Below are 23,928 nucleotides of genomic sequence, written 5' to 3' on the forward strand. Positions count from 1 at the left end.
AGATGACACGTGAAGTGGTGGTGGTGAGCGGCGTGCGGACCGCGATCGGTACCTTCGGCGGCAGCCTGAAGGATCTTTCCCCGACCCAGATGGGTGCCATGGTGGTGCGTGAAGCACTGGCCCGCGCCCAGGTCAGCGGTGACGATGTCGGCCATGTGGTGTTTGGCAACGTGATCCAGACCGAACCACGGGATATGTACCTCGGCCGGGTGGCGGCAGTGGAGGGCGGCGTCACCATCGACGCGCCGGCACTGACCGTCAACCGCCTGTGCGGCTCGGGCCTGCAGGCCATCGTGAGCGCGGCGCAGTCCATCCTGCTGGGCGATACCGACGTGGCCATCGGCGGCGGGGCGGAAAGCATGAGCCGTGCGCCGTACCTGGCGCAGTCGGCACGCTGGGGGGCGCGCATGGGCGACGCCAAGATGCTCGACATGATGCTGGGCGCGCTGCACGATCCCTTCCATGGCATCCACATGGGCGTCACCGCCGAGAACGTGGCCAAGGAATACGACATCAGCCGCATCCAGCAGGACGAGGCCGCGCTGGAGTCGCATCGCCGTGCGTCGGCGGCGATCCGCGCCGGTCACTTCAAGGACCAGATCCTGCCGGTCACGCTGAAGGGCCGCAAGGGCGACGTCACCTTCGACACCGACGAGCACGTGCGCCACGACGCGGTCATGGAGGACATGTCCAAGCTCAAGCCGGTCTTCGTCAAGGAGAATGGCACGGTTACCGCGGGCAATGCCTCGGGCCTGAACGACGCCGCCGCCGCCGTGGTCCTGATGGAGCGTGCCGAGGCCGAGAAACGCGGCCTCAAGCCGCTGGCCCGCCTGGTCTCCTACGCGCATGCCGGCGTCGATCCCAAGACCATGGGCATCGGCCCGGTGCCGGCCACGAAGAAGGCGCTGGAACGCGCTGGCCTGACCGTGGCCGACCTCGACGTGATCGAAGCCAACGAGGCCTTTGCCGCACAGGCCTGCGCCGTCACCAAGGCGCTCGGGCTGGATCCGGCCAAGGTCAACCCGAATGGCTCGGGCATCTCGCTGGGCCACCCCATCGGTGCCACCGGCGCGCTGATCACCGTCAAGGCCCTGTACGAGTTGCAACGGGTGCAAGGCCGCTATGCGCTGGTGACCATGTGCATCGGCGGTGGCCAGGGCATTGCGGCCATCTTCGAACGACTCTGAACCTGACCCCGAGGCTGTCTTGCGGCGCGTAGCGATCTTCTCCCGTTCCGTTTCCCTGTCACTGGCAGCCGGGCTGGCCGCGGCAACGCTGGCCGGCGCCGCGCTGGCCGCCGGCGGTACCGAGCTGTCTACGGGCACCGGCGCCAATCAGGCTGCTACCGGCAGCCAGGTACAGGGCAGCCAGGTACAGGGATTCGGCATCAACGAGGCGATCCGCGACGGCGAGGCGCGCCGCGGCACGCAGCTTTCCACCGGGGCCGCGCCCAGGCCGCTGTCGCCGCGGCCGGAGTTCGCATCGTTACCGGTCTACGCAGGCACGCTCGGCGGCCAGCCGGTGCGCCTGCGGCTCGGGCCCAAGCCCGATGAGCGCGACAGCGTGCATGGCGAGTACAGCGTCGGCCGCACGGGTGGCGTGCGCCTGCTGGCCGGCGAATACGAGAATGGCGCTTTCCTGATGGAAGAGTCCAATGACGGCACGCATGTCACGGGCAATTGGGAGGGCACCATCGACGGCGCCGGCGTCGTGCATGGCAACTGGACCGACCCGCTCAACCCGGCCATCGTGCTGCCCTTCATGATCCGGCCCCTGGGCGTGCTGGTCATTCCGCCCTTCGACATGACGCCGGGCAGCGGCATCACCTACGCGCCGCCGCCGCCGAAATCGTCGATCAACGGCAGGTAGGACAGGCACGGGCGCGTCTGCGCCGGCAAGGCGCGGGTGTGCCAACGCGCACCTGAATGCTGGTAAGCTCGAACGTTCATCGAGTCATCGCCAGACAAGGAATCGCCGTGTCCGACCGCAAGCCACCCGAGCAGCCCGCTTCCCAACCCGCCTTCCTGCAAACCGTGGCGGTCCAGCCAGAACTGGATATCGCCCCCGGCTTCGCTTCGTTCTCTCCCCCCACGCATCGCGGCTCCACCGTGGTTTTCCGCAACCTGGCGGAACTGCGCGCGCATGGCGACGGCGCCACCACCTATTGGCGCTACGGCTTGCATGCCACGCCGACCAGCGAGGCGCTGTGCCAGCATCTTGCGCTGATCGAAGGCGCGCGCGACACGCTGCTGCTGCCATCCGGCCTCGCCGCGATCTCGCAGGTGTATTTCGCACTGGTCAAGTCGGGCGACGATGTGCTGATTCCCGACAATGTCTATGGCCCCAACCGCGAGCATGGCGAATGGCTGGCTCGGGATTACGGCGTGTCGGTCCGTTATTACGACCCCATGATCGGCGCCGGCATCGCCGGCCTGATCCGCCCCAATACCCGCCTGATCTGGATGGAGTCGCCGGGTTCGGTGACCATGGAGGTGCCCGATACCCAGGCCATCGTCGCCGCCGCGAAGGCGCGCGGCGTGATCACGGCGATCGACAACACCTGGTCGGCCGGTGTTTATTTCCGCCCCTTCGACAATGGCATCGACATCTCGGTGCAGGCTTTGACCAAATACCAGTCGGGCGGCAGCGACGTGCTGATGGGCGCGGTGCTGACCCGCGATGCGAAGCTGCATGACCGCCTCAGGCGCGCCCGCATGCTGATGGGCTGGGGCGTGTCGGCCGACGACTGCTACCTGGTGCTGCGCTCGCTGCCGAGCATGCCGGTCAGGCTGGCCGCCCATGACCGCGCCGCGCGTGAAGTGGCCGAATGGCTCACCCAGCGCCCCGAGGTGGTCAAGGTCCTGCACCCGGCCTTGCCGGATTGTCCCGGCCATGCATTCTGGCGGCGCGATTTCAGTGGCGCCACCGGCTTGTTCTCGGTCGTGCTGCATGCGCGCTACACGCGCGCGCAGGTCGATGCCTTCGTCGAGGCGCTGCGCCTGTTCGCGATCGGCTGGTCCTGGGGCGGGGCGCACAGCCTGGCGGTGCCGTATCACGTTCCCACCATGCGTCCGCAGGGTAGCTGGCCGCCCGCGGGCTGGCACGATGCCGGCGAACTGGTGCGTTTGTACATCGGCCTGGAAGACACCCGCGACCTGATCGCCGACCTGCGCGGCGCGATGGAAGCCCAACTGAAGGTGTGAGCCGGGCGGGGGCGCCAGACGGTATCCGGCGCGTGCCCTGCCTTCCGTGCTAGTTCGCGGCCGCGTCTGCCACGGTGGTTTCGGCCACCCCGGTGCGTGCCTTTTGCATGGCCCATACCGAATTGGGCGGACCGCTGCGGGCGCGGCGCTGCGTGGCCAGGGCCAGTGCGGCAAAGCCGCAGGCCAGCGCCAGTGCGCCGATATCGAAGCCCGCCACGGCCCAGTGGCCGGCCAGCGCGGCGCGCCAGAGATAGTCGCCCGTCACCAGCGCATTGACCAGCGGCACCAGCAGGGCGGCTGCGGTGGCGGTCCAAAGCAGTTCGATCGCGGCGCGTGCCGGCGGCCGCAGCAGGGCCCAGCCGATCGCTGCGAAGAAGACCGGGAAATACGTGTAGCCGGTGGCGCGCGCGGGCCAGAGCAGCGCCCCGCAGAAAGCCGCCGCCACCGCGATGCAACAACCGATGCATACGCCGACGGTGGCCTGCGCCAGCAGCCGGTGCACGCGGGGCTGCTCCTGCTGTCGGGTCTTGCGCCGCGATTCAATCCACAGCAGGTTGCCGGAATAGAACAGGAAGGCACCTGCCAGTCCCGCCAGCAGGTAGACCAGCCGCAGCGCCAGGCCGCCATAGGTGCCGAAATGCAGGTCATACAGCGCGCTGTAGATGGCATGGTTGGCGTCGCGGCTACCGGCGGCCTGGTTGGCCAGCACCTTGCCGCTGTCGGGCTGCCCGGCCGCGGCGCGTACCGAGACCGAACCGTAGTTGCCCAGCGCGCGGGCGCTGCCGCCGCGAATCTCGATCAAGGCGCTGGCATCGCCATAGTGCTGGTAGCGCAGGGACAGCGGCGCGAAGCGCTCGCCCGCGCTGGCCCGTGCCGCGGCTAGCAGGGTGGCGGCGGGAAGGGGTTGCGCCGGCTGGCCTGACGCCTTCAGCTCCGGCGAGGCGGTGGTCAGGCGCGGCAAGGCTTCGAGCAGCTTGCCGTCGAAGGCCATGACGTTGAACACCATGACCAGCACCATCGCCAGGCAAAGCACCGCGCCGGTGATGGCGAAGACCAGGTGGAAGGGCAGGCTGAACAGGCCGATGACATTGTGCGCATCCATCCAGAAGCGCTTCAGGTTGCGCCCGGGCCGTATCGCGAACAGGTCCGGCTTCAGCCGCGGCAGGTGCAGCAGCACGCCCGACACCAGCGCCAGCCCGTACAGCACCGCGACGACGCCCATGAAGTAATTGCCGGCCACCGGCACGCCAAGCGTGTAGTGGAGGCTGTCGACAAAGGCTGCCAGTTCACCCTGCGTGGCGTCGAGCGAGGTGTCCTTGGGCGTGTTCCTGCCCGCGGCCAGGCTGGCGGAGGTGGTGGTCTGCCATTCGCCGGCCTGGTCCTGCCAGTAGGCCCTCAGGCCGGGCTCATGCTTGGTCGGCAGCGTCACATAGGCGCTGGCGGCGGCGTTGGGATGCGCCGCCACCAGCGCGTGCATGAAGCCGTCGAGCGCGGCCGGATCGGGGCCCGCGGCGGCCGGGTGCCCGGCCACGGTGCGTTGCGGCGATTGCCAGGCATGCAGTTCTTCGTGGAAGACCGTGATCGCGCCGGCGAAGAAGGCGATGAACAGGGCCCAGCCGGCCATCAGGCCGACCCAGGTGTGCAGGGTTTGGTAAAGGCGCAGGGTGGCGGCTTTCATTGGATAGTCCTTGTGCGCTTGCCCTTGTGCGTGTCACGCCGCGCCGGGCGCCAGCAGCAGGCGCCACGCCCATAGCAGGCCAAAAGCGGCCAGGTTGCCTGCCGCCAGGCATAGCCACGCGGCACGGCTGGTGGCAAAGAGCACGCTGGCGCAGATGATCGCAACCCACAGTGGCAGGCAGGCCAGCAGCGCGCCGATGGCGCCGCTCTCCCAGCCGCCCGGCAGCCAGATGACCGATAGGGCGCACAGCGCCACGGCGAGCGGCAAGCCAAGGAGGGTGCCGGCCAGCCATTTCGTGCCCATGGCCTGCTGTGGCTTGCGTGGGGTCCGGGGGCTGGCGGCGCTCATCTGCGGGCCTGCACCGGGTGCTGCCGCCTGGCATCGCGGTAAGCGCCGGCGAAGGGCCAGAGCGAAAGGCCGGTGCCGACCGTGGCCAGCGTGGCGACGGTCGCGGCGGGCCAGCCCTGCGTGGTGCTCCATGCCCACGCCGAGGCGGCGATCGCCGCCACGCCCAGCCAGCACAGGCGGGTGCCGCGGCTTCGTGCCGCGGCCTGCCCCGGTGGCAGCGGCAACAGGCGCTGGTTGGGCGAGGCCAGGTACAGGCAGCAGGCGCCGCCCAGGCCTAGCAGCAAGGCAAACACTTGCATGGCAGGTTCAGGGAAAAAATCGATAAAAACGAATGATAATAATTACCATTTGAATTCGCAAGAAATGCTGGAGGGGATCGAGGACGGGGGGAGTCTCAGGCGTTGCCTGAAACGCAGGACGCCCGCCGCAGCGGGGCGGGGGCTTTCCACCTTCAAAGTCAAAAGCCGCTTCGTCTCCCCTTCGGGGAGACGATCTGCTTTGTCAGCGGTCCGGGCATGCCCGCCGACGCGGGTGCCCTGGTTAAACGGGGGACCGAGCGGGGTGGAGGGGCGTCGCGGGCAGGTGCTTAATGCGGGAACAATTGCAGCAAGCCATCCAGCCCCACGTGGTTGAACGCCACGCTGGCCTGGGCGCGCACCACCGGCTTGGCCCGGAAGGCCACCGACAGGCCGGCGACGGCCATCATCTTGAGGTCGTTGGAGCCGTCGCCCATGACGATGGCCTGGGACGGGTCCGCGCCGATCTGCGCGCACACTTCCTGCACCGTGCGGGCCTTGACGTCGGCATTGACGATCTCGCCCAGCACCTGGCCGGTGAGCTTGCCGTCGACAATCTCCAGCGTGTTCGCGCGGGTCACGTCAAGCTTCAGGCGGGGCTTCAGCTTGTCGGTGAAGTGCACGAAGCCGCCCGATACCAGCAGGGTGTGCATGCCCAGTGCCTGCACGGCCCGGAGCATGTTTTCCGCGCCAGGCGACAGGCGCAGGCGCTCTTCGTAGACGCGATCCAGCACGCTGGCGTCCAGTCCCTTGAGCAGGGCCACGCGGCGGCGCAGGCTTTCGTTGAAATCGGTGATCTCGCCGCGCATGGCGGCCTCGGTGATGGCCGAGACCTCCGCCTTGAGCCCGCAGAAATCGGCGATCTCGTCGATGCACTCGATGGTGATCAGCGTGGAGTCCATATCCATCGCCACCAGCTTGAACTCCGACAGCCTGCGGCTGGCGGGTACGATCGCCCAGTCGATGGCGCGCGGGCCGCAGTAGGCGTCGAGCGCTTCACGCAGGGCCGGCGTCAGCGCGGCGCTGGCGTCCGCAGCGGCCACGGTCTCGGCGCGCAGCGCGAGCGCGGGGGCCTGGGCGATGGCACGGATGGCATCGATATCGTTGGCGGACAGCGGGGCGGGACTTTGCAGAATCAGGGACATGGCGCGAATGCCGGGCCGGGCAGGCCGGCGGATGGCGGTAAGTGCGGAGTACATGCCGCGGTGGCGGCGAAGACCGCTATTGTATATGCGTGCGCGCATGCGGCGCAGCCAGCCTGGGCCCGGGCTGACGCCGCAGGCCCATCGGCCTTGCACTGCGCGGCCAGATCGCTCCACCCCATGGCCTCATGCGCCGGCCTGGCGGCCGGCGTCGGCACGCGGTTCCGGCCTCATGCAAAGCGGGCCGGTCCGCCGCACTCACTCCGCCGAGATTTTGGCTCGCCGCACCACTTCGCCATAGCGCTGCATCCGCTCGGCCATCATCCGCTCGAAGGCGGCTGGCGCCATCTCCTCGGGCGGGACCACGCCCCGCGCGCGCAGTGCCGCCTGCATGGCGGGGTCGCTGGCGGCCTGGCGCACCGCCTGGTAGAGCTTCCGCACCACCGGCTCGGGCGTGCCGGCAGGCGCGGCGATGCCCGTCCAGGAACTCAGGTTGAGCTGCGGATAGCCCAGTTCAGCCAGTGTCGGCACATCGGGCAGTTGCGGCAGGCGCTGTTCGGAGGCCACCGCCAGCGCACGCACCTTTCCTTCCTTGATATAGGGCAGCATGATGACCAGGTTGTCGAGGATGAACTGGACCTCATTGCTCAGCACCGCCGTGATCAGATGCGTGCCGCCGCGATAGGGAATGTGCGTGGCATAGATGCCGGTGCTGGCCTTGAGCATCTCCACATTCAGCTGGCCCATGCTGCCAACCCCGCCGCTGCCGTAGTCGAGCTTGCCCGGGTGTTTCTTCGCGTAGGCAAGGAACTCTGCGAAGGTACGCACCGGCAAGCTGGCGTGCACGACCAAGGCGTTGGGCTGGCGCCCCAGGATGGCGATATTCTCGAAATCCTTGATCGGGTCGTAGCCCAGCTTCGGCTGGGTCAAGGGGTTGGCCAGATGGCTGCTCTGGGAGGACACCACCAGCGTATAGCCATCGGGCTTGCTGCGCGCCACCGCCTGCGTGGCTACCGAGCCGCCGGCGCCGGGCCGGTTGTCGACGACCACCGGCACGCCGAGGATGCGTGAAAGCGGTTCCGAGTACTGGCGCGCCATGATGTCCACCGAGCCACCGGGCGGAAAGGGCACCACCAGCGTGACAGGACGCGAGGGATAGGCGCCCTGGGCATGCAGGGCCAGAGGTGCGGCACACGCGAGCGCGGCTGCGCTGAGGCCGGTACGAAGGAAACGGCGGCGGGAGGATGGCACGTTCTGCATGGCAGTGAGGTGAAAGTAGTTAAAAAAACGGTGCAGGCGGAAAGTGCCGGCTCAGCGCAGCTCGAGGATGGCGAGCGCCAACGCCCGAGCCCGCGGCACGAAGGTGGAAAGCTCGCAGTACTCGCGCTCGGTGTGCGCATGGCCGCCCACCGGGCCGGTGCCGCACAGCGTGGGTGTGCCCACCGAGGCGGTGAGGCCGCTATCGGCCGCGCCACCGGTGAACTCGCCCTCCACCGCGAAGCCCAGCCGCTGCGCGCCGCGCTGGTACAGCGCCAGCAGGGCGTCGGGCGTCCGCGCCATCGGCTGGGTGCGGCGCATGGCAGTGATCCGGCCCCGTGTGCGTGGCGGCGATTCGGCCTCGACGATGGCGCGCACTTGCGCATACAGCGCATCGACGTCCGTGTCAGCCGTGAAGCGCACGTCGAGCTGGGCCTGCGCATGCGGCGCCACCATATTGGGCACGATGCCGCCCTTCACGCAGCCCACATTGGTGGTGATGCCGCGTTCGGCATCGGTCAGCGCGTGCAGCGCCAGGATCTTCTGCGCAAGCGCGTCGATGGCACTGGCGCCCTGGGCATGGTTGATGCCCGCGTGCGCGGCTACGCCCTCGACTTCGAACTCCACCACCATCGACCCCTTGCGTCCGGTCACCAGGTTACCGCTGACGCGGCCGGGCTCGGCGTTGAACACGGTGCGCGCACCGCGCGCCACGTCCATGATCCGTTCCCGCGTGGCGGACGATCCGATCTCCTCGTCGCAGGAAAAGAACAGCCGCAGCGGCGAGCCATTGCCGCCGAAGCGCGCCAGGGCTTCGGCCACGAACACATTCATCACCAGCCCCGATTTCATGTCGGCCACGCCGGGTCCGTAGGCGCGTCCGTCCTCCACGCGGAAGGGCCGCCGCGCCGCCGTGCCGGCCGGGAACACGGTGTCCATATGGCCCATGAGCAGAATGGGCGCGCCGTCGCCGGAGCCGCGCACCTGCGCATCCAGGCATACACCGTAGCCGGGCACGGCATGCAGCGTGACCGCAATGCCGGCGGCCTCCAGGCGTGCGCGCAGGACCTCCGCCACGGCCGTCACGCCGGCTTCCTGCCGGCTGCCGCTGTCGATGTCGACAATGCGCTGCAGCAGCGCCTGCATCTCGGCCTGCTGGCCGCCCAGCCAATCGATCACCTTGCCGGCCGCCTGGGCAAGCATCGCGCTATCCGACATATGGGACCCGCTCCTTCCGTTGTATGGAAATGATTTGCGTATTGCAAAGGTGATATGATCATGCAATACACATTGCAACGTGTCAACACCATGAAAAATCGCCAGGAGACTCCCCACCAGAGCGCCACGCTGCTCGAGCGCCTCGCGCGCGAGGCGGCCACGCTGACCGCCCGCGAGCGCGCCTTGGCCGATGCACTGGGCCGCGACTATCCGCATGCGCTGCTGGAATCGGCCACGGCGCTTGCAGCCCAGCACGGCACGAGCGCTTCGACGGTGGTGCGGCTGTTCGCCAAGCTGGGCTATGCCAGTTACTCCGACGCCCAGCGCGAAGCACGGGCCAGCGTGACCGCGCTCCTGCCCACCGCGGGCCAGCGCGCCCCAGCCACCATCGGCAACAAGCGCACGCTGCGCGCCTGCGTGGACGACGCGCTGCTGCACGACCAGCACAACCTGGCTGCCACCCACGAAGCGCTGGACATCGCAGCCTTCGAGGCGATTGCGCGCCTGCTGGCCGATCCGCGCGGCCGGCTGTTCGTGCTGGCGCAGAAAAACAGCGCGCCGGTTGGCGCATGGCTGGCGCTGCACCTGAACATGTGCCGGCCGCAGGTGCAGGAGTTGGGCGCCGGAGCGGTGACCGCGACGGACGCCATGCTGTGGGTGGAACCGGAGGACGTGCTTCTGACTTTCAGCATCCGCCGCTATTCCAGCGCGCCGGTCAGCATCGCTCGCGCCTTTCGCGAACGCGGTGCGCGCGTGATCGCGATTTGCGACAGCCCGGCCGCGCCGCTGATTCCGCTGTCGCATCATCATTTACTGGTCCGCACGGCCAATGCCTCACCCTTCGATTCCTATACGGCAGCCTTTTTCCTGTGCAATGCGCTGGTCTCGGCGGTAGCGCAATTGCGCCATCCGGATGTCATCAAGGCGCTGCAACGGCGCGACGCACTGTGGGAAGCCTTCGAATCCGATCCTGTCGACGGCCTGCGCCGCGGCGCACCTGGCGGCACCGCGGGCAGTCCGCGCAGCTAAGATTGCGGATGCAACCGGTGGATGCAACGGACCGGGGAAATCGTTCGGCGGGTGGTTCGTGGTTCAGTGCTTTCCTTGAACGCGCCTTCAATCCGCGCCGCCCCAATGAGAGAGACACGATGAATCGGCAAACAGATCATGGCCGCACCGACTGGCTGCTTCGAGCCGAGCCGGTGCAGGGCGTCGAGCGTATCGAGGCCTTCTTTCAAGGCAGCGCCTATGCGCTGCATCGGCACGATACCTACGCGATCGGCCGGACGCTCACCGGCGTACAGAACTTCAACTACCGGCGTGGCAAGCGCCGCAGCTTGCCCGGCCATACGATGGTTCTCCATCCCGACGAGCCGCACGACGGTCAGGCCGGCACCGACGAAGGCTTTCGCTACCGGATGATCTATGTTGAACCGGCGCTGTTTCAGGCGGTGCTGGGCGGCAAGGCACTGCCGTTCATCGAGGAAGGCCTGACGAGGGACCCCCGTCTTCTGCATGCCACGCAGACCTTGCTCCAGCAGATGTCTCACCCGCTCGAGCCGCTCGAACAGGATGACGCACTCGTCGAACTGGCATTCGCGCTCGATGCGGCATCCGGTGCACCGCCGGCGCGTGCCTCGGCGGACTTTGCCAGCGCGCGGATAGCGCGCGAATATCTGCACGCGGCGTGGCAACGCACCGTCACGCTGGATGAACTCGCGGCGGCGACCGGCAGTGACCGCTGGAGCCTATCGCGCGATTTCCGCACGTTCTATGGTACGAGCCCGTATCGCTACCTGACGATGCGCCGCCTCGAGGCCGCGCGCAGGCTGATGCTGCAAGGCATGGCGCTGATCGACGTGGCGGCGGCCGCCGGTTTTGCCGACCAGAGCCACATGACGCGGCATTTCACGAAGACGTATGGGATTCCTCCGGCACGCTGGCTGCGGATGGCAAGCGGCTCGGGCAGGAACTGAGCCGGCACGCACAATCGTTCAAGACGTGGCTCTGGCATGCACCGTAAGCTCGTTGCATCCCCAACCGCAAACGGAGCAACACATGAACGAGGCATCCCAGCCAGCACCGGCATCTCGCGGCCAGCGCGTCGCCATCAACCTGCTCGACAAGATCAGTCGACTCGATGGCCATTGGCAACCGCGCGTCGTTGCGGAAATGAATGACTACCAGTTCAAAGTGGTGAAGATCGAAGGCGACTTCCTGTGGCACGCGCACGCAGACACCGACGAGACCTTCATCGTGCTCGAAGGTGAGTTGCGGATCGATTTCCGCGACGGCTCCGAGCTGCTGCACGCAGGCGAGATGGCGGTGGTGCCCAGGGGCGTCGAACACAAGCCGTACGCGGCGAGCGAAGTGAAGATGCTGCTGATCGAGCCGCGCGGCGTTCTGAATACCGGCGACGCGGAAAACGACAGGACGGCACCGAATGATATCTGGGTTTGATTCGTCAGGGCGAAGACGTTCGGCCCGGTACTTCCGCTGCGCGAGCCGCGCCCCGGAGGACCGCTTCGATTACTCGCCGGCGGCGTCGGCGGGGATCCCGGCGCTGCTGCCGGACGCGGGGTTTCGCCTGGGGCGGCGAACGGTTCGCACCGTCCCGCTGTTTCCGCCTCCGCAGAAGAACTGATCGCCGCCATCGGACTCGAGTCCCGACACGCCTGCGCCAGGCGGCATATCGAGCTTCTCCAGGACTTCTCCCGTTCCAGGGTCGATCCGCCTCAGTTCGCCTTCGTCACCTTCCCAGGTGCCGTGCCAGAGCTCTCCGTCGATCCAGGTGACCCCGGTGACGAAGCGGTTGGACTCGATGGTGCGAAGGATCGCCCCTGTGTGGGGATCGACCTGATGGATCTTGCGCTCCCGGTACTGTCCCACCCAGAGCGTCCCTTCGGCCCAGGCGAGCCCGGAGTCACCGCCGCCGCCGGGCGCCGGGATCGTGGAGAGCACATGGCCGGTCTTCGGATCGATCTTCTGGATGCGGTCCTCGGCGATCTGAAAGAGGTACTTGCCGTCGAAGGCCGTTCCCGCATGCGCGGCGACGTCAAGCGAGCGCAGCACCTGCCCGCTCGCCGGATCCAGGGCGTTCAGCTTGTCTCCGGCAGCAAACCAGACGTGCTGACCGTCATACGTGACCCCGTGCACGCTGTCGACATCCGGAAAGGGGCCATATTCACGGATGATTTCGGCTGATGATCTTTTCATGCTTGCATCCTAATCGCCTGGTAGCGGAGCGGGGAGTAACAAGGTCGTCGCGAATCCGGGTACGGGCGGGGTGATCCAGCGGCGCGCCCGCCCGCGGCCAAACGACTGCGCCTTGCCCGTTGCCGCAAGCGAGTCGAGCGCGCGCTGCACGGTGCGCTGGCTGGCGCCAAGCGCAAGCGCCAGGGCCGAGCTCGACCACGACTCGCCGTCGGCGAGGAAGGCGAGCACCGTCGCGTGTTCCTCCTCGACCGGCGGCGCCAGCACGGCGATCTCGCGTGCGTGGGGCGGCGCCAGCGCAAATCCTCGCCTGGTCGCGCTCACGCCGGCCAGCGTCCGAAGCGCCGCGCGAAGCCGGCCGACTTCGACCCGCAGCCGTGCGCGATGCGATTCATCGGCAAGCTTTGTCCGGAACACCCGCGCGATGAGCGTGTCCCTCGGCACGTCCGCGGGCCAGGCTTCGCCCAGCGCGCGTGCGAGCGCGAACAGCACCGGACGCCTCGCGAGCGAGACCACCGTGCCTGCGTCGCGCACGACAAGGCGGCACGCGTCCACGACGAGCGCCCCCGACGCCAGCAAGGCTTCAACTTCCTCGAGCAGCAGGAGCCGTTCCTCGCCACGCGCAATCAGGCGCGCCGCGGGCTGGTCCAGGAGGAGGGACGCACTGTCGACCTCAGCGGTCAGCGCAGGGATGCCTGCGTGGAGCGCGGCTCGCCCGGCCCGGGCGAGCGCGGCGCGCGCCGTCCTTGTCCGCAGGCGCCGCATCGCGATCCCCGCGACGACCAGCTCGTGAGCGGCCCTTGACGCGGGCGGGAAGGGCGCGGGGTCGAGCTCGGCGAGCGCGCGCTCGGCCTCGTCGAGGCGCCCGGTCAGGAGCAGGCGCCGGACCTCGAGATACCGCGCATGCGCGGCGTTCGCCAGGTCGCCGTGCGCTTCGAGTGTTGCCCGCGCCGCGTCGAGCGCTTTCGCAGGCCAGCCCAGGTCGCGCGAGACGAGCGCGATCTCGGCCTCGGCGACGACACAGCGCGCGCGGGCCACGGCCTCTTTCGGGCCGAAGGCACGCGCCGCGCTGCGCACGAGCGCCTTCGCCCGAACCAGATCGCCGAGTTGCGCCATCGCGATGCCGCGAAGCGCGAGCGCAGGCGCGTCGTCGCGCAAGGCGACCCGGTTCAGCGCCCCGAGCGGATCACCCGCCGCGAGCGCGCGCGCGGCGGCCGTAATCAGCGAATCCATTCGAATCCCGCCACACTTGTCACTCCCACCGTTCGATGTCCGAGCCTAATCTATCACACAAGCACCAACCAGTTCGTCGTATCGGGAACCGAACGAACGGCGAAAAACACCCAACGGAGGGAAGCATGACGACACACATGACCGGAACACGTGAAGCGTGGCTGGCAGCGCGGCTCGAGCTGCTCGAAGCGGAAAAGGAGTTGACGCGGCGCAGCGACGAGCTGGCGCGGCGGCGCCAGGCGCTGCCGTGGGTCCGGGTCGACAAGGCGTACCGGTTCGAGACCGATGAGGGGAGCGCCTCGCTGGCGGACCTCTTCAGGGGACGCTCGCAGCTCCTCGTCTACCACTTCATGTTTGGGCCCGACTATACGGCGGGGTGCCCGTCCTGCTCGGCGATCGCGGACGGGTTCGACGGCTTCGCGATCCACCTGGCGAACCACGATGTCACGCTGTCGGCGGTGTCGCGGGCGCCGATCGCGAAGCTGCAGGCGTACAAGCGGCGGATGGGCTGGACGTTTCCCTGGGCGTCCTCGCTCGGCGGCGATTTTAACTTCGACTTCAATGTCTCGTTCACCGAGCAGCAGCAGCGCGAGGGGAGCATCGAATACAACTACCGGCGCGGCGAACACGCGATGGACGCGACAACCGCCCCGGAACCCGTCGTCCAGTTCGCGGCCACATGCGGAACCGACGCGCCCACGTACTCGCGCGACAGGCCGGGCCTGAGCGCGTTCGTGCTCGAGGACGGCGTCGTCTACCACACCTATTCCACCTTTGCACGCGGACTGGACGGTCTCTGGGGCATGTACCAGTGGCTCGACCGTGCGCCCAGGGGTCGCAACGAGACCGGTCCCTGGTGGCGCCGCCACGACGAGTACGGCAAGCGCTGAGGCGAGTCATGCCTGTCGTTGGCGCAACCGTGCGGCGGGAGATCTTGCGACGCATGGTTTCCGAACGGACTTCCCGGCGAGCCTTCTTCGGCGTCTCGGCGTTGCTCTTCGCCGCCAGCGTGGCGGTGACGGTGGTCTGGCGGGCGTCCATGCCGGCGATGGCGGGGATGCCGATGCCCGGCGGCTGGACGATGTCGATGGCGTGGATGCGGATGTGCGGGCAGACGTGGCCCGGCGTCGCGGCGTCGTTCCTCGGCATGTGGGGCGCGATGATGGTGGCGATGATGTTGCCATCCCTGGTGCCCACGCTGTGGCGCTACCGCCAGGCCGCCGGCGGGGCAGGCGAGACACGCCTGGGCCGGCTGGCCGCGCTGGCGGGCGTGGGGTACTTCCTCGTATGGACCGGGTTCGGCATGGCCGCCTTTGCGCTGGGCGCCGCGCTGGCGGCGGCAGAGATGCAGCTGCCGGCGCTGGCGCGCGCCGTTCCGGTCGCGACCGGTGCGGTCGTCCTGATCGCCGGTGCGCTCCAGTTCACCGCATGGAAGGCGCATCACCTCGCTTGCTGCCGGGCGTTTCCGGGGCGCGGCGGCAGATTGCCGGCGGACGCCGCGACGGCCTGGCGACACGGCCTGCGCCTCGGCCTTCACTGCAGCTGCGCCTGTGCTGGCCTGACGGCGATCCTTCTCGCCATCGGGGTCATGGACCTGCGTGCAATGGCTGTCGTGACGGCAACCATCACGGTCGAACGTCTCGCACCGTGTGGTGAGCGTGTGGCGCGCGCCATCGGCACCGTCATCGTCTGGGCAGGGTTGCTACTGATCGCGCGGGCAGCCGGGCCTGGATGACGCTTCCCGCATGGCAGGCCTGGATTGCGTGCACCGCGCGCCCGGGACCATGCGTGTCGGTCTGCGAGGGCAAATCGGAAAAAGCGCAACCGTGCCGCAAGGGGTGCTGCAGCCACATGCCGGTCAGCGCCTTGTTCGCAGGCAGTATTGATCCGGCGAGCCGCCGCTACGGCGGGATGCCACGGCTACTGATCGGCCAGAATCTGCCGGATAGCTTGCTCGAAGGCTTCCACGGGTTGTCCGCCGGTCACTAGATAGCGGTTGTCAAAGATGATCGACGGCACCGACTGGATGCCCATTGCCTGGTACTCCCTTTCTTCGGCACGAACCTCATCGGCGTAGCCGCCGCTTTGGAGTATGTGGCGTGCCTGTGCGGCGTCAAGTCCCACCGATTCCGCGGCTTCGACCAGAACATCGTGGCTGCTCGGGTCTTTTCCCTCGCCATGGTAAGCCCGCAGGAGCGCCAGTTTGAGCGGCAACTGCCTGCCTTGGATTCCGGCCCAATGCAGCAGGCGGTGCGCGTCGAAGGTGTTGTAGACGCGTGTACGCGGGCCGAAGGCAAAGCCAACGCCAGCGCCACGCTCGCGGATCATGGCCTGAGTCTGCGCAATCTGGGCTTGCGTGCGTCCGTATTTCCTGCCGAGATAATCAGCGATGGCCTCTCCGTCCGGTCCCATCTGCGGATTCAGTTCGAAGGGGTGCATGACGATGTGGGCGTCAACGGTGTCGCCAAGGCGCGATAGTGCAAGCTGGAGCGAGGACAGGCCTATAGCGCACCATGGGCATGCGATATCTGAGACAAAATCGATTCTAAGCGGTTGTGTCATGGCTTTCCTGTTGGGGTGGCCTGCCGCGCAACTGGTCCGGTATGGGGGCGGCAGGCGCGGACAGGGTAGCCCAAATTGCCAATGCCTGCAGGATCGTCGGCGGTCCGGGGCATGAAGAGCACCGCTCTCGACTGGCCGTGCGCACAAGGCTTCCGGTCTTCGCCTGCGCCAGGCGATGGGGCGAGCACGGGCGCCACGGTGAACCTGGGCAAGCACGTCAAGCTATACGCCTTTGCATCTCTTTGCGGCACGGTCCGCACCGGCTTGCCCAGAAATTGATGACGGCAATGCGGCCGGCCGCTGTGGCCGGCGTGATGTGCCGGCCGTCAACGGGCTGGATGTCGAATGCCGGGACAGCAGGATTGGCAGCAGACGCATCTTCGGCTTCGCCATTGCGTTGCTGAAGGGAGGCAGGATCCGGGAGATGATTTAACGGGGTGAATAGGCCATGCACCACCCGTGCGGACTGATGGGGCCTTCCAGAACCTTGCAGGTGCCGGTTTCCGCATCGGGAGCGGTCGGTGGCCTGAATGAAGAGCACCCGGAGCACGAGTGGCCATCCTTGGGGCTGTCCTGGTAGTGCAGCATCCCCTTCGTTGCCGACCCTGCCTTGCCGGAGAGCGAGTGAATCGCGATTGGAACCAGCGCAATGGAGCCCAGCACGATCGTGCCTCGACGAAGCAGAGTCCGGCGCGATAACGGTATGATTGTTTTCACGGCATTTCCTCCCGAATGTTCCTCAATGTCCATAGCGATGCATCAATACGTCCCTTAGAACATGAACCACGCATAGAAGAACAGGGTGTTGTTATCCGCTGCGCGTCTGAGCGTCGCGTCGTAGTTCGAGTGACTGCCATTGAATTTGGTATAGCCGGTGTATTGAAGCCCGAAGCGAACATTCATTTGCGGGTCCCACGCAAACTTGAACTTGGGCCAATAGTTCAGCTCGACGATGTAGCCCGACGTATCCGGTTTGCCCGTGGTCGTGCCGAACCTTGCGAAATCGGCGTCGCCAGTCACCTTGAACGCGCCAGCGGTGATGCCGTAGGTGCGGTCGTACAGATAGGTGATCTTCGCCCGGGTCGAGCGAAGCTTCGAGCTGGGATTGTCATTGGTGCCGTTCGGGAACCCCGATCGCCAGTCGGTCTTCTCGTCGATCATGGCAGCCTGTGCGCTGATGATGTGCCGGTCGTCCTTGCTGAAGAACTGGTATTGGGCATCGAAGCCAAGATCGCGGAAGCGGTCTCCGGGTGTACCGCTGCTGCCCGGTGCTTCGACGCTTGCAATCGTGCCGAAGTGGCCGATCGTAAAGCTCTGATGCTCCCCGCCCAGGGTGTAGGCGATGCGCCAGTACGGATTGGCGCCATTGAGCGTGACTCTCTGATTGTCCGGAGTACCCTCGCGCAGGACCGAAAGCGCCCCTTTTGCCGTCTGATACGAGGTTGCCTCGAGGTATAGCGAATCCAGCAGATACGCATAGCCACCAGCCCCGGCCACCCGCGCACCCGACTCGATGAATGTCAGGGCGCCACGGCCCGGAGCGGCGATACTTGGGCTCCAGTACGGAAAGCTCCAGGCCGGCGCCGTATTGAAGACGTCCTGGACGGTGGGGTTGTTATGCAGTGTCAGGCCGAAGATCGTCGGCTTTTCTTCCGATCCCAGGAACTTCACCAGGCGCAGATCCGTATTGTCGAGCGCGCTATGCCCGACGAAGGTATGGTTGTCCGTGGTGCTGATATTGTTGTAGGTGTACTGGATGAAAGCCCCGGCGTTATCCGTGATCTTGCCGCCGGAGAAAAGGCTGATGGCTTCTACAACAAACTCTTTGTTCTTGCCGAACAGCTTGTCTCCGGTCGACTTGTCGGTATTGTCGTTGATGGAGTTGCGCGAGACCACCGCCATCAGGGCGAGTGGAACCGTTTCGCGTTCACCCAGCGTGTATCCTCCAAGCTTGAATTTCCGCCCGAACGGAGTCAGTTCGGGATAGACCGTGTGGCAGGAAGCGCAGGCCAGGCCTGTTTGCCTGGCAAAGAGCGGATTCGCTTCGGTACGCGGAACGGCGGCGAATCCGGCTAGCAGGTAAAGCGCTAGCATGACGCCTCTAATGACTGTGCAGGGGGCTTTCATTGCGGTACTCCCGTCTGTCCTTGACTCGGCTCCAGCTTGTAAGAAATTCTAGGCCGCCCGCATGCGGTCTTTAAGGAGGAGAACTACTCCTGCTCATCTGGGTGGGATCACCATTGGCGTGCCGGGAACAGAGTGCGCAAGCCTTGCCCGGGCAGCGGGCGCGATGCAAGGCGGATCTCCAGCGATGGTTTGCCCTACCGCGGCAGTAGGGGCGCGACCCATACCATGCCGCATCGCTTGTCCGCAGAATGCAGTCTGGGGGATATCCAGATGCGTGTTCGTGTGTTGCCGCCCTTGTTGAGAGTCAGCCTTCTCGTTGCGTCCTTCGCACTGGGCCTGGCTTGCCCGCGCGTGGCCGGCGCGCAGATCTTCGGTTCCGTGAACGCCGACGGATCGATCATGCTGACCAACAGTCCGGGTAATCCGGCGCTGCACCTGGTAGTCACCGCCAGCGAACCGGCAGCGCGCGGCGCAAGAAAAGACCCCCCGGCTGCTGCCCCGGCCTCGCCGGATGCCGCCCGGTATGCCGAGATCATCGCCGAGGCTAGCCGCGACACGCGCGTGCCACCGGAACTGATCACGGCCGTGATCGCGGTCGAATCCGGATACAACCCGAATGCGGTGTCCAGGAAGGGCGCGCGGGGCCTGATGCAATTGATGCCGGAGACCGCAAGGCGGTTCTCCGCCGGCGACATACTCAATCCCCGCGACAATGTGCGGGCCGGCGCAAAGTACCTGCGTTTTCTTCTGGATCTGTTCAGGGATGATATCGAGCTGGCGCTGGCGGCGTACAACGCGGGAGAGAACGCGGTGATCCAGGCCGGCTATCACATCCCGGCCTATGCGGAGACGCAGAGCTATGTGCCGATGGTCATGGCCCACTATCGGCGCTTGAGCGGGGGCAGCGGCTATCCGCGGGCGCCGGTCTCGCTGCGTCAGTGACAGTCGGTGACAGTCAGTGACAAGCGCCTCCGGCCTGTCGCCTGCCGGAGGCGCCTGCCGTCATTGCTGTATCGTCGCGCGTTGCACCTGGGCACCGATGAAGCCGGCGCTCGCGTTCTTGAGGGCGAGGATCTGCAGCTGCTGGCGAATCGCGCCCTTCATCTGGTCGAAGGTCGGCACGTGTGCCGCCCGTTTGGCTTCCAGCTTGACGATCACGCGCACGTTGTCGACGACAAGCGGCGCGGGCGTGACGCCGCCGGCCGGCAGTTGCGCCGCGGCCTGGGCGACGGCCAGCGGCACCCCTTGCGTCTTTCCCTCGGTTGCCGGCGTCTTGAAACTGACCCACGGCATTTCGCCGCCGTCTTCCTTGCTCGCCGCAATGCTGTACTCGCGCACGAGCGCGTCGAACGCGGTGCCCGACTTCAATCGTTCCAGCACCTTCGCCGCCGTTGCGTCATCGGCAACGGAGAGAATCCGCAGTTTGTACTCCTCCTCTCCCATCGACCCTACAATTTCGCTGTAGCGAGCCTGGACCTGGGCGTCCGTGATCGGCTCGGGATGCACGTTGTCCCGCAGGTAGAGTTCAGTCTCGGTAGCGGCCTTGCTTGCATTGACGGCTTCCACCACCGCCGGCTTCGCGCCGTAGTTCTGTTTCTCGGCACCCTGGCGCAGCACCTCGCGCGCAATCAGCTCCTGCTTGAACAGCCGGCGCAGCTCGGGCGTATCCGGCTGACGCGCAGCGCGCATGGCGTCGCTGAGCCGCGACTGCGGAATCGGCACGCCATTGACGATCGCCAGGGTGTCCTTCGGCAAGCTGACGGCGGCTTTGCTGGTGGCGTCCTGGGCGGAAACGGGTGTTGCCTGGCCAAGCGCGAAGGCAAAGGAAACGGCCACGAGGGCCAAGGCGTTCGTATTCATCTGCGTGTCCCGGTTGCGTGTCGCCAACAAGCCCGTCGTCCTGGGCATAAGGATGGCCGGCTAAGGCTTCGCGCATTCATTCAAGCCTTCTCCCGGCAATGCTGTACGTATGTTCATTGCTCGGAAACCGGCGCCTATGCCGATCCTGTCGCCACCGCATCTCGCGTTTTGTGGCACAAGGCGGCGCTTGTCTTTCTCCTGGCCTTTGCATTGTGCGGGGGGGCGATCGGGCCTGCCATGGGGCAACCTCCTACAGATGCGGTAGGGCTCTCCACCGTCCGGCTGGTGGGCCACCATCCAGTCGCAGCCGGCCATGGCAGCCGGCCACGGGCCAGGCGTTCTTGTATCCAGGTTCATACATGCATCTGGTGCTCAGATGAATTGTATTTCGCACATCACTAATCCATCTGGTTGGTACATTCCCGTGGATTTCCTATCTAGCCTTGTATCACGACGGATTACGAAAAATTACGCGGAATTACCCCGCACCGGCGTGCCCCGCACTGCCATGCCTGGGGAGAAACGAGCTGAAGCCGCCGGGCGGCCAGCAGATGGAGGAGAGACTCCATGCCATGGCCCGCGGGCATCGGTGGACGCTGTCTGGAACAGAACCTGCGCTCGTACCGCAGAGGCGCTCCGAAGACCGGTGCTTGCCGCGCTCGGATCGACCACGCAGTGGGTGGAGACAATTTGGCGCGAGCACTTTCCCATGCCAGCCGCACGTGCGGCCGCACAGTATCCCGACCAACCTCTTATGGGAGATCATCGCCGCTTCGGAGAAGCGGCGGAAACGAGAATTAGAAGAAGAATTGCCCAGGGAGGGTGAAAGTGAATATCAAATGCAATGTACTGATCGCGGAAGATCATCATCTTCTACGAAGCGGCCTGCGCTCGATGGTGTCCGGTATCGCAGAATACAACGTCGTCGGCGAGGCGAAGGACGGCAGGGAGGCATGTCATCTTGCCATCTCGCTGAGTCCGGATCTGATCCTGATGGACTTATCGATGCCGGGCATGAACGGCATCGACGCGATCGCCGCGATCAGGCGCCGTACACCGTCCATCCGGATCATCGCGCTGACCGTTCACCAGAGCGATGAGTACGTTCGGGAAGCGCTGCGCGCCGGTGTCGATGGCTATGTTCTGAAGGATGCCTCATTCGAGGAGCTGGTTTTTGCCATGCACGCGGTCATGCAGGGAAAGAAGCATCTGAGCGCGGAAATGTATGGGAGCCTGGTCGAATCGTTTGTTAGCGGCAATGACCCTGCGGCGCCGACGCACAATGCGTGGGATATCCTTACCGCCAGGGAGCGCAGCGTCCTGAAACTGGTGGCCGAGGGACGGTCCAACAAGCAGGCCGGCCAATATCTGAATCTCAGTCCGAAAACGATAGAAAAATACCGTGCCAGCCTGATGCACAAATTGGGGATAACCAATCTGACCGGATTGGTCCTGATCGCGATCAATATGGGTCTGATCACCTCCCTGGCCAAGCAGTACTATGATCCCGCTCGCAGCGAGAAGCCGTCGCTGACGCATGCTCCCGAAGCGCCCGATGACGATATGGGGAGCGGCGATGACGCCAGGGACGGCCGGTCCGGCAGCGCTGCCGGAAACGACGGGCGGCTCAACGGTCCTTGTCGCGATGCAACGTAGCTGCCTGGCCGGCGTCGTGGCGGCACTTCGTGGCGATCAGTTCGAGTGCGGGGCGTGCGCCCGCACGAATGCGCGGCGCCGGCAGGCGTGGCCGCGCCGGTGGCCGCCGTGTGAGTGTTGCCATTGCCGCCGGGCGGCTCAGGTCCTCCACGTTGCCGAGACCAGGGTGCCACTGGACTCGCTTGACTGAAGGGAGAAGCTTCCGCCGTTCGATTCGACCCGCTCCTGCATCCCGATCAGGCCCAGGCCCGAAGACGACGCATCGTCCGCCGACAAGGGCAAGTGCTCGAAGCCGATGCCATTGTCCTGGATCGTCAACAGGATATTGCTGGCGACGCGTTGCAAGCTCACCCTGATCTCGGTCGCCACGGCGTGCTTCACGACGTTGTTCATTGCCTCCTGGGCCACGCGGAACATGTCCGCTTTGAGGCCATCCGGAACCTCGTCTTCCCTCACCCGGCAGTCGAAAATGACGACCACCTTCCCCGAAGCGCGCTCTATCTGCCGGCATAGCGACTCCAGCGCGGGGGCCAGCCCCAGATCGTCAAGCAATCTGGGGCGCAGCTCGTTGCAGATATGGCGTACCTCGCCGATCGTCTCGCGGATACGCAGCACCGTGGTTTCCAGCAAGCCGATGGCTTCATCCACGCTGCCGCGCTCGATGCGCAGCAGGGAGTCTTCGACCATCAGTTTGATCAGGGTGAGCGCCTGCCCGAGGCCATCGTGGAGTTCGGCGGAGACGCGCTTGCGCTCTTTTTCCTGGCCGATCATCAGGTGCGCGTAGAGACGCCGAAACTCCGATTGGGGCCGGCTCAGTGCTTCGAGGCTCTCCTGCTGCAGAATGACCGGCTCTTCGAAAACCACCAGGAATGCGCTGAACTTGCCTTCGCTATCCGCAATCGGCTGCTTGTGCAGCAGGATATCGGTGTCTCGTCCTCCTCGTCCGCGCAGGACCGCGCCAAAAGAATGAAACGCGCTCGACGCGGTGCCGGAGAATCCTTCGCTGACTCTTGTCTGGTCGCTGTCCCGAACCATATCGACAAGTGATTTGCCGATCAGGTCCGCAATCGAGTAGCCGAACAGTGCCGCGGCGCTGCTGTTTGCCGACAGGAACCGGCCACCCGGCGCAAGGATCGCAAGCGCGGTGCCACGAACGTCCGTTATCGCGCGGAGGACCCTGTTGCTCGAATCGATCGCGGCCATCATCTTGCGCATGGCATCGGTGACGTCACGCAGCTTCAGATACTCTCCGCCCGGGGGAGTGCTTGCGTCCATCGGAACTCCTAAAGTACTGCTGCGGCCACGGCCCACGACGGCCGGAAAGCGCCATCACCTCCTCACGCAAGGGCGACATCCGGGAATACGGAAAGACGGAAAGACGCTGTCCAAGGGGACTTCCCTTCGGGTGTGTCTTATTGTATGTACCCGGATGGCAAATGCCAATACGGCGTTTTGCCATGGGCAGGTGGAGGGTCTCTACCCATGCCGTTCGGCGGGTATTCCCACTACTTTCCCTTCGTTCGCTGGCCAAGAATGGGAAAAAGGCCGCGGTTGTGCCGAGGCCCCGATCGAAAGCAAGGGGTTTTCCATGCGCATCGATATGCAACGGATTCCGCCTGACAGGTGCACAGGCCGGTGCACCGGCCTGTGCCAGCATGCATGCCCGTCCAGGCAGTGCCGCCATCCGCATGCAGGGGAGGACGAAGGCCGGATTCGCGGCTTTACGCTGCTGGAACTGCTGGTGGTCCTGGTCATCATCGGCTTGCTGGCAGGACTCGTCGCGCCAAAATACTTCGCTCAGCTCGGCAAGTCAAACACCAATATCGCCAAGGCGCAGATCAACTCCCTGGGCAAGGCGCTGGACCAGTATCGCCTGGACGTCGGATCCTACCCGAGCACCGAAGAGCGCCTCGATGCCTTGGTGAACAAGCCGCAGAACGAGCCGCGCTGGAGCGGGCCCTACCTGGAAAAGGCCGTGCCGCTGGATCCGTGGGGCAGGCCCTATCAGTACCGCTCGCCGGGCGAGCACGGTGACTACGATCTGGTCTCCTTCGGAAAAGACGGACAAGCCGGAGGCGAGGGCGAGAACGCGGATGTCACGTCCTGGTGAGCCGCGGTGCCGCCAGTGAAGCGGC

24 protein-coding genes are annotated in these 23,928 nt (G+C 66.0%); 11 read left to right on the forward strand and 13 right to left on the reverse strand.

Going from position 1 to position 23,928, the window contains the following annotated elements; all coding sequences use genetic code 11:
• Nucleotides 1-2 precede the first annotated feature (2 nt).
• The 3 genes from bktB to AC3FOF_RS08440 all read left to right on the forward strand — a co-directional run bounded on the left by bktB (nucleotide 3) and on the right by AC3FOF_RS08440 (nucleotide 3,203).
• Nucleotides 3-1,187, forward strand: coding sequence for a beta-ketothiolase BktB (gene bktB, locus AC3FOF_RS08430; RefSeq protein ID WP_488726308.1), 1,185 nt, complete (start codon nucleotides 3-5; stop codon nucleotides 1,185-1,187).
• 19 nt (nucleotides 1,188-1,206) lie between these two features.
• Entirely contained in the window at nucleotides 1,207-1,869 is a 663-nt protein-coding gene (locus tag AC3FOF_RS08435; protein WP_488726309.1) for a hypothetical protein, read from the forward strand.
• Nucleotides 1,870-1,976: 107 nt separating this feature from the next.
• A complete protein-coding gene (locus AC3FOF_RS08440; protein ID WP_017228708.1) occupies nucleotides 1,977-3,203 on the forward strand; it encodes a cystathionine beta-lyase in 1,227 nt (408 codons plus the stop codon).
• 49 nt (nucleotides 3,204-3,252) lie between these two features.
• Here the strand turns inward: AC3FOF_RS08440 and AC3FOF_RS08445 are convergent, their stop codons facing one another.
• The 6 genes from AC3FOF_RS08445 to AC3FOF_RS08470 all read right to left on the reverse strand — a co-directional run bounded on the left by AC3FOF_RS08445 (nucleotide 3,253) and on the right by AC3FOF_RS08470 (nucleotide 9,142).
• Nucleotides 3,253-4,881: a PepSY-associated TM helix domain-containing protein gene (locus tag AC3FOF_RS08445; RefSeq protein WP_488726310.1), complete on the reverse strand. Its 1,629-nt coding sequence runs from the start codon at nucleotides 4,879-4,881 to the stop codon at nucleotides 3,253-3,255.
• Between the two features lie 33 nt (nucleotides 4,882-4,914).
• Entirely contained in the window at nucleotides 4,915-5,229 is a 315-nt protein-coding gene (locus tag AC3FOF_RS08450; RefSeq protein ID WP_276269594.1) for a hypothetical protein, read from the reverse strand.
• On the reverse strand, nucleotides 5,226-5,528 hold the full coding sequence (locus tag AC3FOF_RS08455) for a hypothetical protein (protein ID WP_488726311.1): 303 nt from the start codon (nucleotides 5,526-5,528) through the stop codon (nucleotides 5,226-5,228). Before AC3FOF_RS08455 ends, AC3FOF_RS08450 begins: the two co-directional genes overlap by 4 nt.
• A 287-nt stretch (nucleotides 5,529-5,815) precedes the next feature.
• Nucleotides 5,816-6,670 (reverse strand): phosphoserine phosphatase SerB, encoded by an 855-nt coding sequence (gene serB, locus AC3FOF_RS08460; RefSeq protein WP_488726312.1) that lies wholly within the window; start codon nucleotides 6,668-6,670, stop codon nucleotides 5,816-5,818.
• 255 nt (nucleotides 6,671-6,925) lie between these two features.
• Nucleotides 6,926-7,927: a Bug family tripartite tricarboxylate transporter substrate binding protein gene (locus AC3FOF_RS08465; protein WP_276269219.1), complete on the reverse strand. Its 1,002-nt coding sequence runs from the start codon at nucleotides 7,925-7,927 to the stop codon at nucleotides 6,926-6,928.
• A 51-nt stretch (nucleotides 7,928-7,978) separates the two neighbouring features.
• Nucleotides 7,979-9,142 carry a M20 family metallopeptidase gene (locus AC3FOF_RS08470; protein ID WP_276269220.1) on the reverse strand — a complete coding sequence of 388 codons (1,164 nt, stop codon included), beginning with the start codon at nucleotides 9,140-9,142 and terminating at the stop codon, nucleotides 7,979-7,981.
• A 90-nt stretch (nucleotides 9,143-9,232) separates the two neighbouring features.
• On the opposite strand from AC3FOF_RS08470, the gene AC3FOF_RS08475 reads away from it, so the two are divergent.
• From AC3FOF_RS08475 to AC3FOF_RS08485, 3 genes are all read left to right on the forward strand, one after another.
• Complete coding sequence (locus tag AC3FOF_RS08475; RefSeq protein ID WP_051078465.1) at nucleotides 9,233-10,171, forward strand: MurR/RpiR family transcriptional regulator; 939 nt, start codon at nucleotides 9,233-9,235, stop codon at nucleotides 10,169-10,171.
• Nucleotides 10,172-10,290: 119 nt separating this feature from the next.
• Nucleotides 10,291-11,118 carry an AraC family transcriptional regulator gene (locus AC3FOF_RS08480; protein WP_488726469.1) on the forward strand — a complete coding sequence of 276 codons (828 nt, stop codon included), beginning with the start codon at nucleotides 10,291-10,293 and terminating at the stop codon, nucleotides 11,116-11,118.
• 82 nt (nucleotides 11,119-11,200) lie between these two features.
• On the forward strand, nucleotides 11,201-11,602 hold the full coding sequence (locus AC3FOF_RS08485) for a cupin domain-containing protein (protein ID WP_488726313.1): 402 nt from the start codon (nucleotides 11,201-11,203) through the stop codon (nucleotides 11,600-11,602).
• Nucleotides 11,603-11,671: 69 nt separating this feature from the next.
• On the opposite strand, the gene AC3FOF_RS08490 is transcribed toward AC3FOF_RS08485, so the two are convergent.
• Together AC3FOF_RS08490 and AC3FOF_RS08495 are read right to left on the reverse strand one after the other, a co-directional pair.
• The gene (locus tag AC3FOF_RS08490) at nucleotides 11,672-12,358 is read right to left on the reverse strand and encodes a Vgb family protein (protein ID WP_488726314.1); all 687 of its coding nucleotides are present in this window, start codon (nucleotides 12,356-12,358) and stop codon (nucleotides 11,672-11,674) included.
• Nucleotides 12,359-12,367: 9 nt separating this feature from the next.
• Nucleotides 12,368-13,588 (reverse strand): helix-turn-helix domain-containing protein, encoded by a 1,221-nt coding sequence (locus AC3FOF_RS08495; protein ID WP_488726315.1) that lies wholly within the window; start codon nucleotides 13,586-13,588, stop codon nucleotides 12,368-12,370.
• Nucleotides 13,589-13,713: 125 nt separating this feature from the next.
• Between AC3FOF_RS08495 and AC3FOF_RS08500 the strand changes: the two genes are divergently transcribed.
• Nucleotides 13,714-14,478, forward strand: a complete 765-nt coding sequence (locus AC3FOF_RS08500; RefSeq protein ID WP_276269225.1) for a DUF899 domain-containing protein — start codon at nucleotides 13,714-13,716, stop codon at nucleotides 14,476-14,478.
• Between the two features lie 53 nt (nucleotides 14,479-14,531).
• A complete protein-coding gene (locus AC3FOF_RS08505; protein WP_488726316.1) occupies nucleotides 14,532-15,323 on the forward strand; it encodes a DUF2182 domain-containing protein in 792 nt (263 codons plus the stop codon).
• A gap of 185 nt (nucleotides 15,324-15,508) precedes the next feature.
• Here AC3FOF_RS08505 and AC3FOF_RS08510 read toward each other — a convergent pair whose 3' ends face one another.
• From AC3FOF_RS08510 to AC3FOF_RS08520, 3 genes are all read right to left on the reverse strand, one after another.
• On the reverse strand, nucleotides 15,509-16,150 hold the full coding sequence (locus AC3FOF_RS08510) for a DsbA family oxidoreductase (protein ID WP_488726317.1): 642 nt from the start codon (nucleotides 16,148-16,150) through the stop codon (nucleotides 15,509-15,511).
• 429 nt (nucleotides 16,151-16,579) lie between these two features.
• Nucleotides 16,580-16,900, reverse strand: coding sequence for a high-potential iron-sulfur protein (locus AC3FOF_RS08515; protein WP_488726318.1), 321 nt, complete (start codon nucleotides 16,898-16,900; stop codon nucleotides 16,580-16,582).
• 21 nt (nucleotides 16,901-16,921) lie between these two features.
• Nucleotides 16,922-18,244, reverse strand: coding sequence for a cytochrome C (locus tag AC3FOF_RS08520; RefSeq protein ID WP_488726319.1), 1,323 nt, complete (start codon nucleotides 18,242-18,244; stop codon nucleotides 16,922-16,924).
• A gap of 303 nt (nucleotides 18,245-18,547) precedes the next feature.
• Between AC3FOF_RS08520 and AC3FOF_RS08525 the strand changes: the two genes are divergently transcribed.
• Nucleotides 18,548-19,219 (forward strand): lytic transglycosylase domain-containing protein, encoded by a 672-nt coding sequence (locus AC3FOF_RS08525; RefSeq protein ID WP_488726320.1) that lies wholly within the window; start codon nucleotides 18,548-18,550, stop codon nucleotides 19,217-19,219.
• A gap of 60 nt (nucleotides 19,220-19,279) precedes the next feature.
• On the opposite strand, the gene AC3FOF_RS08530 is transcribed toward AC3FOF_RS08525, so the two are convergent.
• Nucleotides 19,280-20,164 (reverse strand): peptidylprolyl isomerase, encoded by an 885-nt coding sequence (locus AC3FOF_RS08530; protein WP_276269230.1) that lies wholly within the window; start codon nucleotides 20,162-20,164, stop codon nucleotides 19,280-19,282.
• An 801-nt stretch (nucleotides 20,165-20,965) separates the two neighbouring features.
• Between AC3FOF_RS08530 and AC3FOF_RS08535 the strand changes: the two genes are divergently transcribed.
• Complete coding sequence (locus tag AC3FOF_RS08535) at nucleotides 20,966-21,793, forward strand: response regulator (RefSeq protein ID WP_051078635.1); 828 nt, start codon at nucleotides 20,966-20,968, stop codon at nucleotides 21,791-21,793.
• Nucleotides 21,794-21,931: 138 nt separating this feature from the next.
• Here the strand turns inward: AC3FOF_RS08535 and AC3FOF_RS08540 are convergent, their stop codons facing one another.
• Nucleotides 21,932-23,068 carry a PAS domain-containing sensor histidine kinase gene (locus AC3FOF_RS08540; protein ID WP_488726321.1) on the reverse strand — a complete coding sequence of 379 codons (1,137 nt, stop codon included), beginning with the start codon at nucleotides 23,066-23,068 and terminating at the stop codon, nucleotides 21,932-21,934.
• A gap of 313 nt (nucleotides 23,069-23,381) precedes the next feature.
• On the opposite strand from AC3FOF_RS08540, the gene gspG reads away from it, so the two are divergent.
• Nucleotides 23,382-23,903: a type II secretion system major pseudopilin GspG gene (gene gspG / locus AC3FOF_RS08545; RefSeq protein WP_017230873.1), complete on the forward strand. Its 522-nt coding sequence runs from the start codon at nucleotides 23,382-23,384 to the stop codon at nucleotides 23,901-23,903.
• The last annotated feature ends 25 nt before the right edge of the window (nucleotides 23,904-23,928 follow it).

Source organism: Cupriavidus sp. 96C5-1 (assembly GCF_057798855.1).

Excerpts from the sequence above, each read along its gene's own strand:
- AC3FOF_RS08525 (WP_488726320.1), top strand. The coding sequence starts at position 18,548 with ATGCGTGTTCGTGTGTTGCCGCCCTTGTTGAGAGTCAGCCTTCTCGTT.
- AC3FOF_RS08500 (WP_276269225.1), top strand. The coding sequence starts at position 13,714 with ATGACGACACACATGACCGGAACACGTGAAGCGTGGCTGGCAGCGCGG.
- AC3FOF_RS08480 (WP_488726469.1), top strand. The coding sequence starts at position 10,291 with ATGAATCGGCAAACAGATCATGGCCGCACCGACTGGCTGCTTCGAGCC.
- AC3FOF_RS08540 (WP_488726321.1), bottom strand. The coding sequence starts at position 23,068 with ATGGACGCAAGCACTCCCCCGGGCGGAGAGTATCTGAAGCTGCGTGAC.
- serB (WP_488726312.1), bottom strand. The coding sequence starts at position 6,670 with ATGTCCCTGATTCTGCAAAGTCCCGCCCCGCTGTCCGCCAACGATATC.
- AC3FOF_RS08450 (WP_276269594.1), bottom strand. The coding sequence starts at position 5,229 with ATGAGCGCCGCCAGCCCCCGGACCCCACGCAAGCCACAGCAGGCCATG.
- bktB (WP_488726308.1), top strand. The coding sequence starts at position 3 with ATGACACGTGAAGTGGTGGTGGTGAGCGGCGTGCGGACCGCGATCGGT.
- gspG (WP_017230873.1), top strand. The coding sequence starts at position 23,382 with ATGCGCATCGATATGCAACGGATTCCGCCTGACAGGTGCACAGGCCGG.
- AC3FOF_RS08445 (WP_488726310.1), bottom strand. The coding sequence starts at position 4,881 with ATGAAAGCCGCCACCCTGCGCCTTTACCAAACCCTGCACACCTGGGTC.
- AC3FOF_RS08490 (WP_488726314.1), bottom strand. The coding sequence starts at position 12,358 with ATGAAAAGATCATCAGCCGAAATCATCCGTGAATATGGCCCCTTTCCG.
- AC3FOF_RS08520 (WP_488726319.1), bottom strand. The coding sequence starts at position 18,244 with ATGCTAGCGCTTTACCTGCTAGCCGGATTCGCCGCCGTTCCGCGTACC.
- AC3FOF_RS08485 (WP_488726313.1), top strand. The coding sequence starts at position 11,201 with ATGAACGAGGCATCCCAGCCAGCACCGGCATCTCGCGGCCAGCGCGTC.
- AC3FOF_RS08455 (WP_488726311.1), bottom strand. The coding sequence starts at position 5,528 with ATGCAAGTGTTTGCCTTGCTGCTAGGCCTGGGCGGCGCCTGCTGCCTG.
- AC3FOF_RS08505 (WP_488726316.1), top strand. The coding sequence starts at position 14,532 with ATGGTTTCCGAACGGACTTCCCGGCGAGCCTTCTTCGGCGTCTCGGCG.
- AC3FOF_RS08510 (WP_488726317.1), bottom strand. The coding sequence starts at position 16,150 with ATGACACAACCGCTTAGAATCGATTTTGTCTCAGATATCGCATGCCCA.
- AC3FOF_RS08470 (WP_276269220.1), bottom strand. The coding sequence starts at position 9,142 with ATGTCGGATAGCGCGATGCTTGCCCAGGCGGCCGGCAAGGTGATCGAT.
- AC3FOF_RS08465 (WP_276269219.1), bottom strand. The coding sequence starts at position 7,927 with ATGCAGAACGTGCCATCCTCCCGCCGCCGTTTCCTTCGTACCGGCCTC.
- AC3FOF_RS08495 (WP_488726315.1), bottom strand. The coding sequence starts at position 13,588 with ATGGATTCGCTGATTACGGCCGCCGCGCGCGCGCTCGCGGCGGGTGAT.
- AC3FOF_RS08475 (WP_051078465.1), top strand. The coding sequence starts at position 9,233 with ATGAAAAATCGCCAGGAGACTCCCCACCAGAGCGCCACGCTGCTCGAG.
- AC3FOF_RS08515 (WP_488726318.1), bottom strand. The coding sequence starts at position 16,900 with ATGGACATTGAGGAACATTCGGGAGGAAATGCCGTGAAAACAATCATA.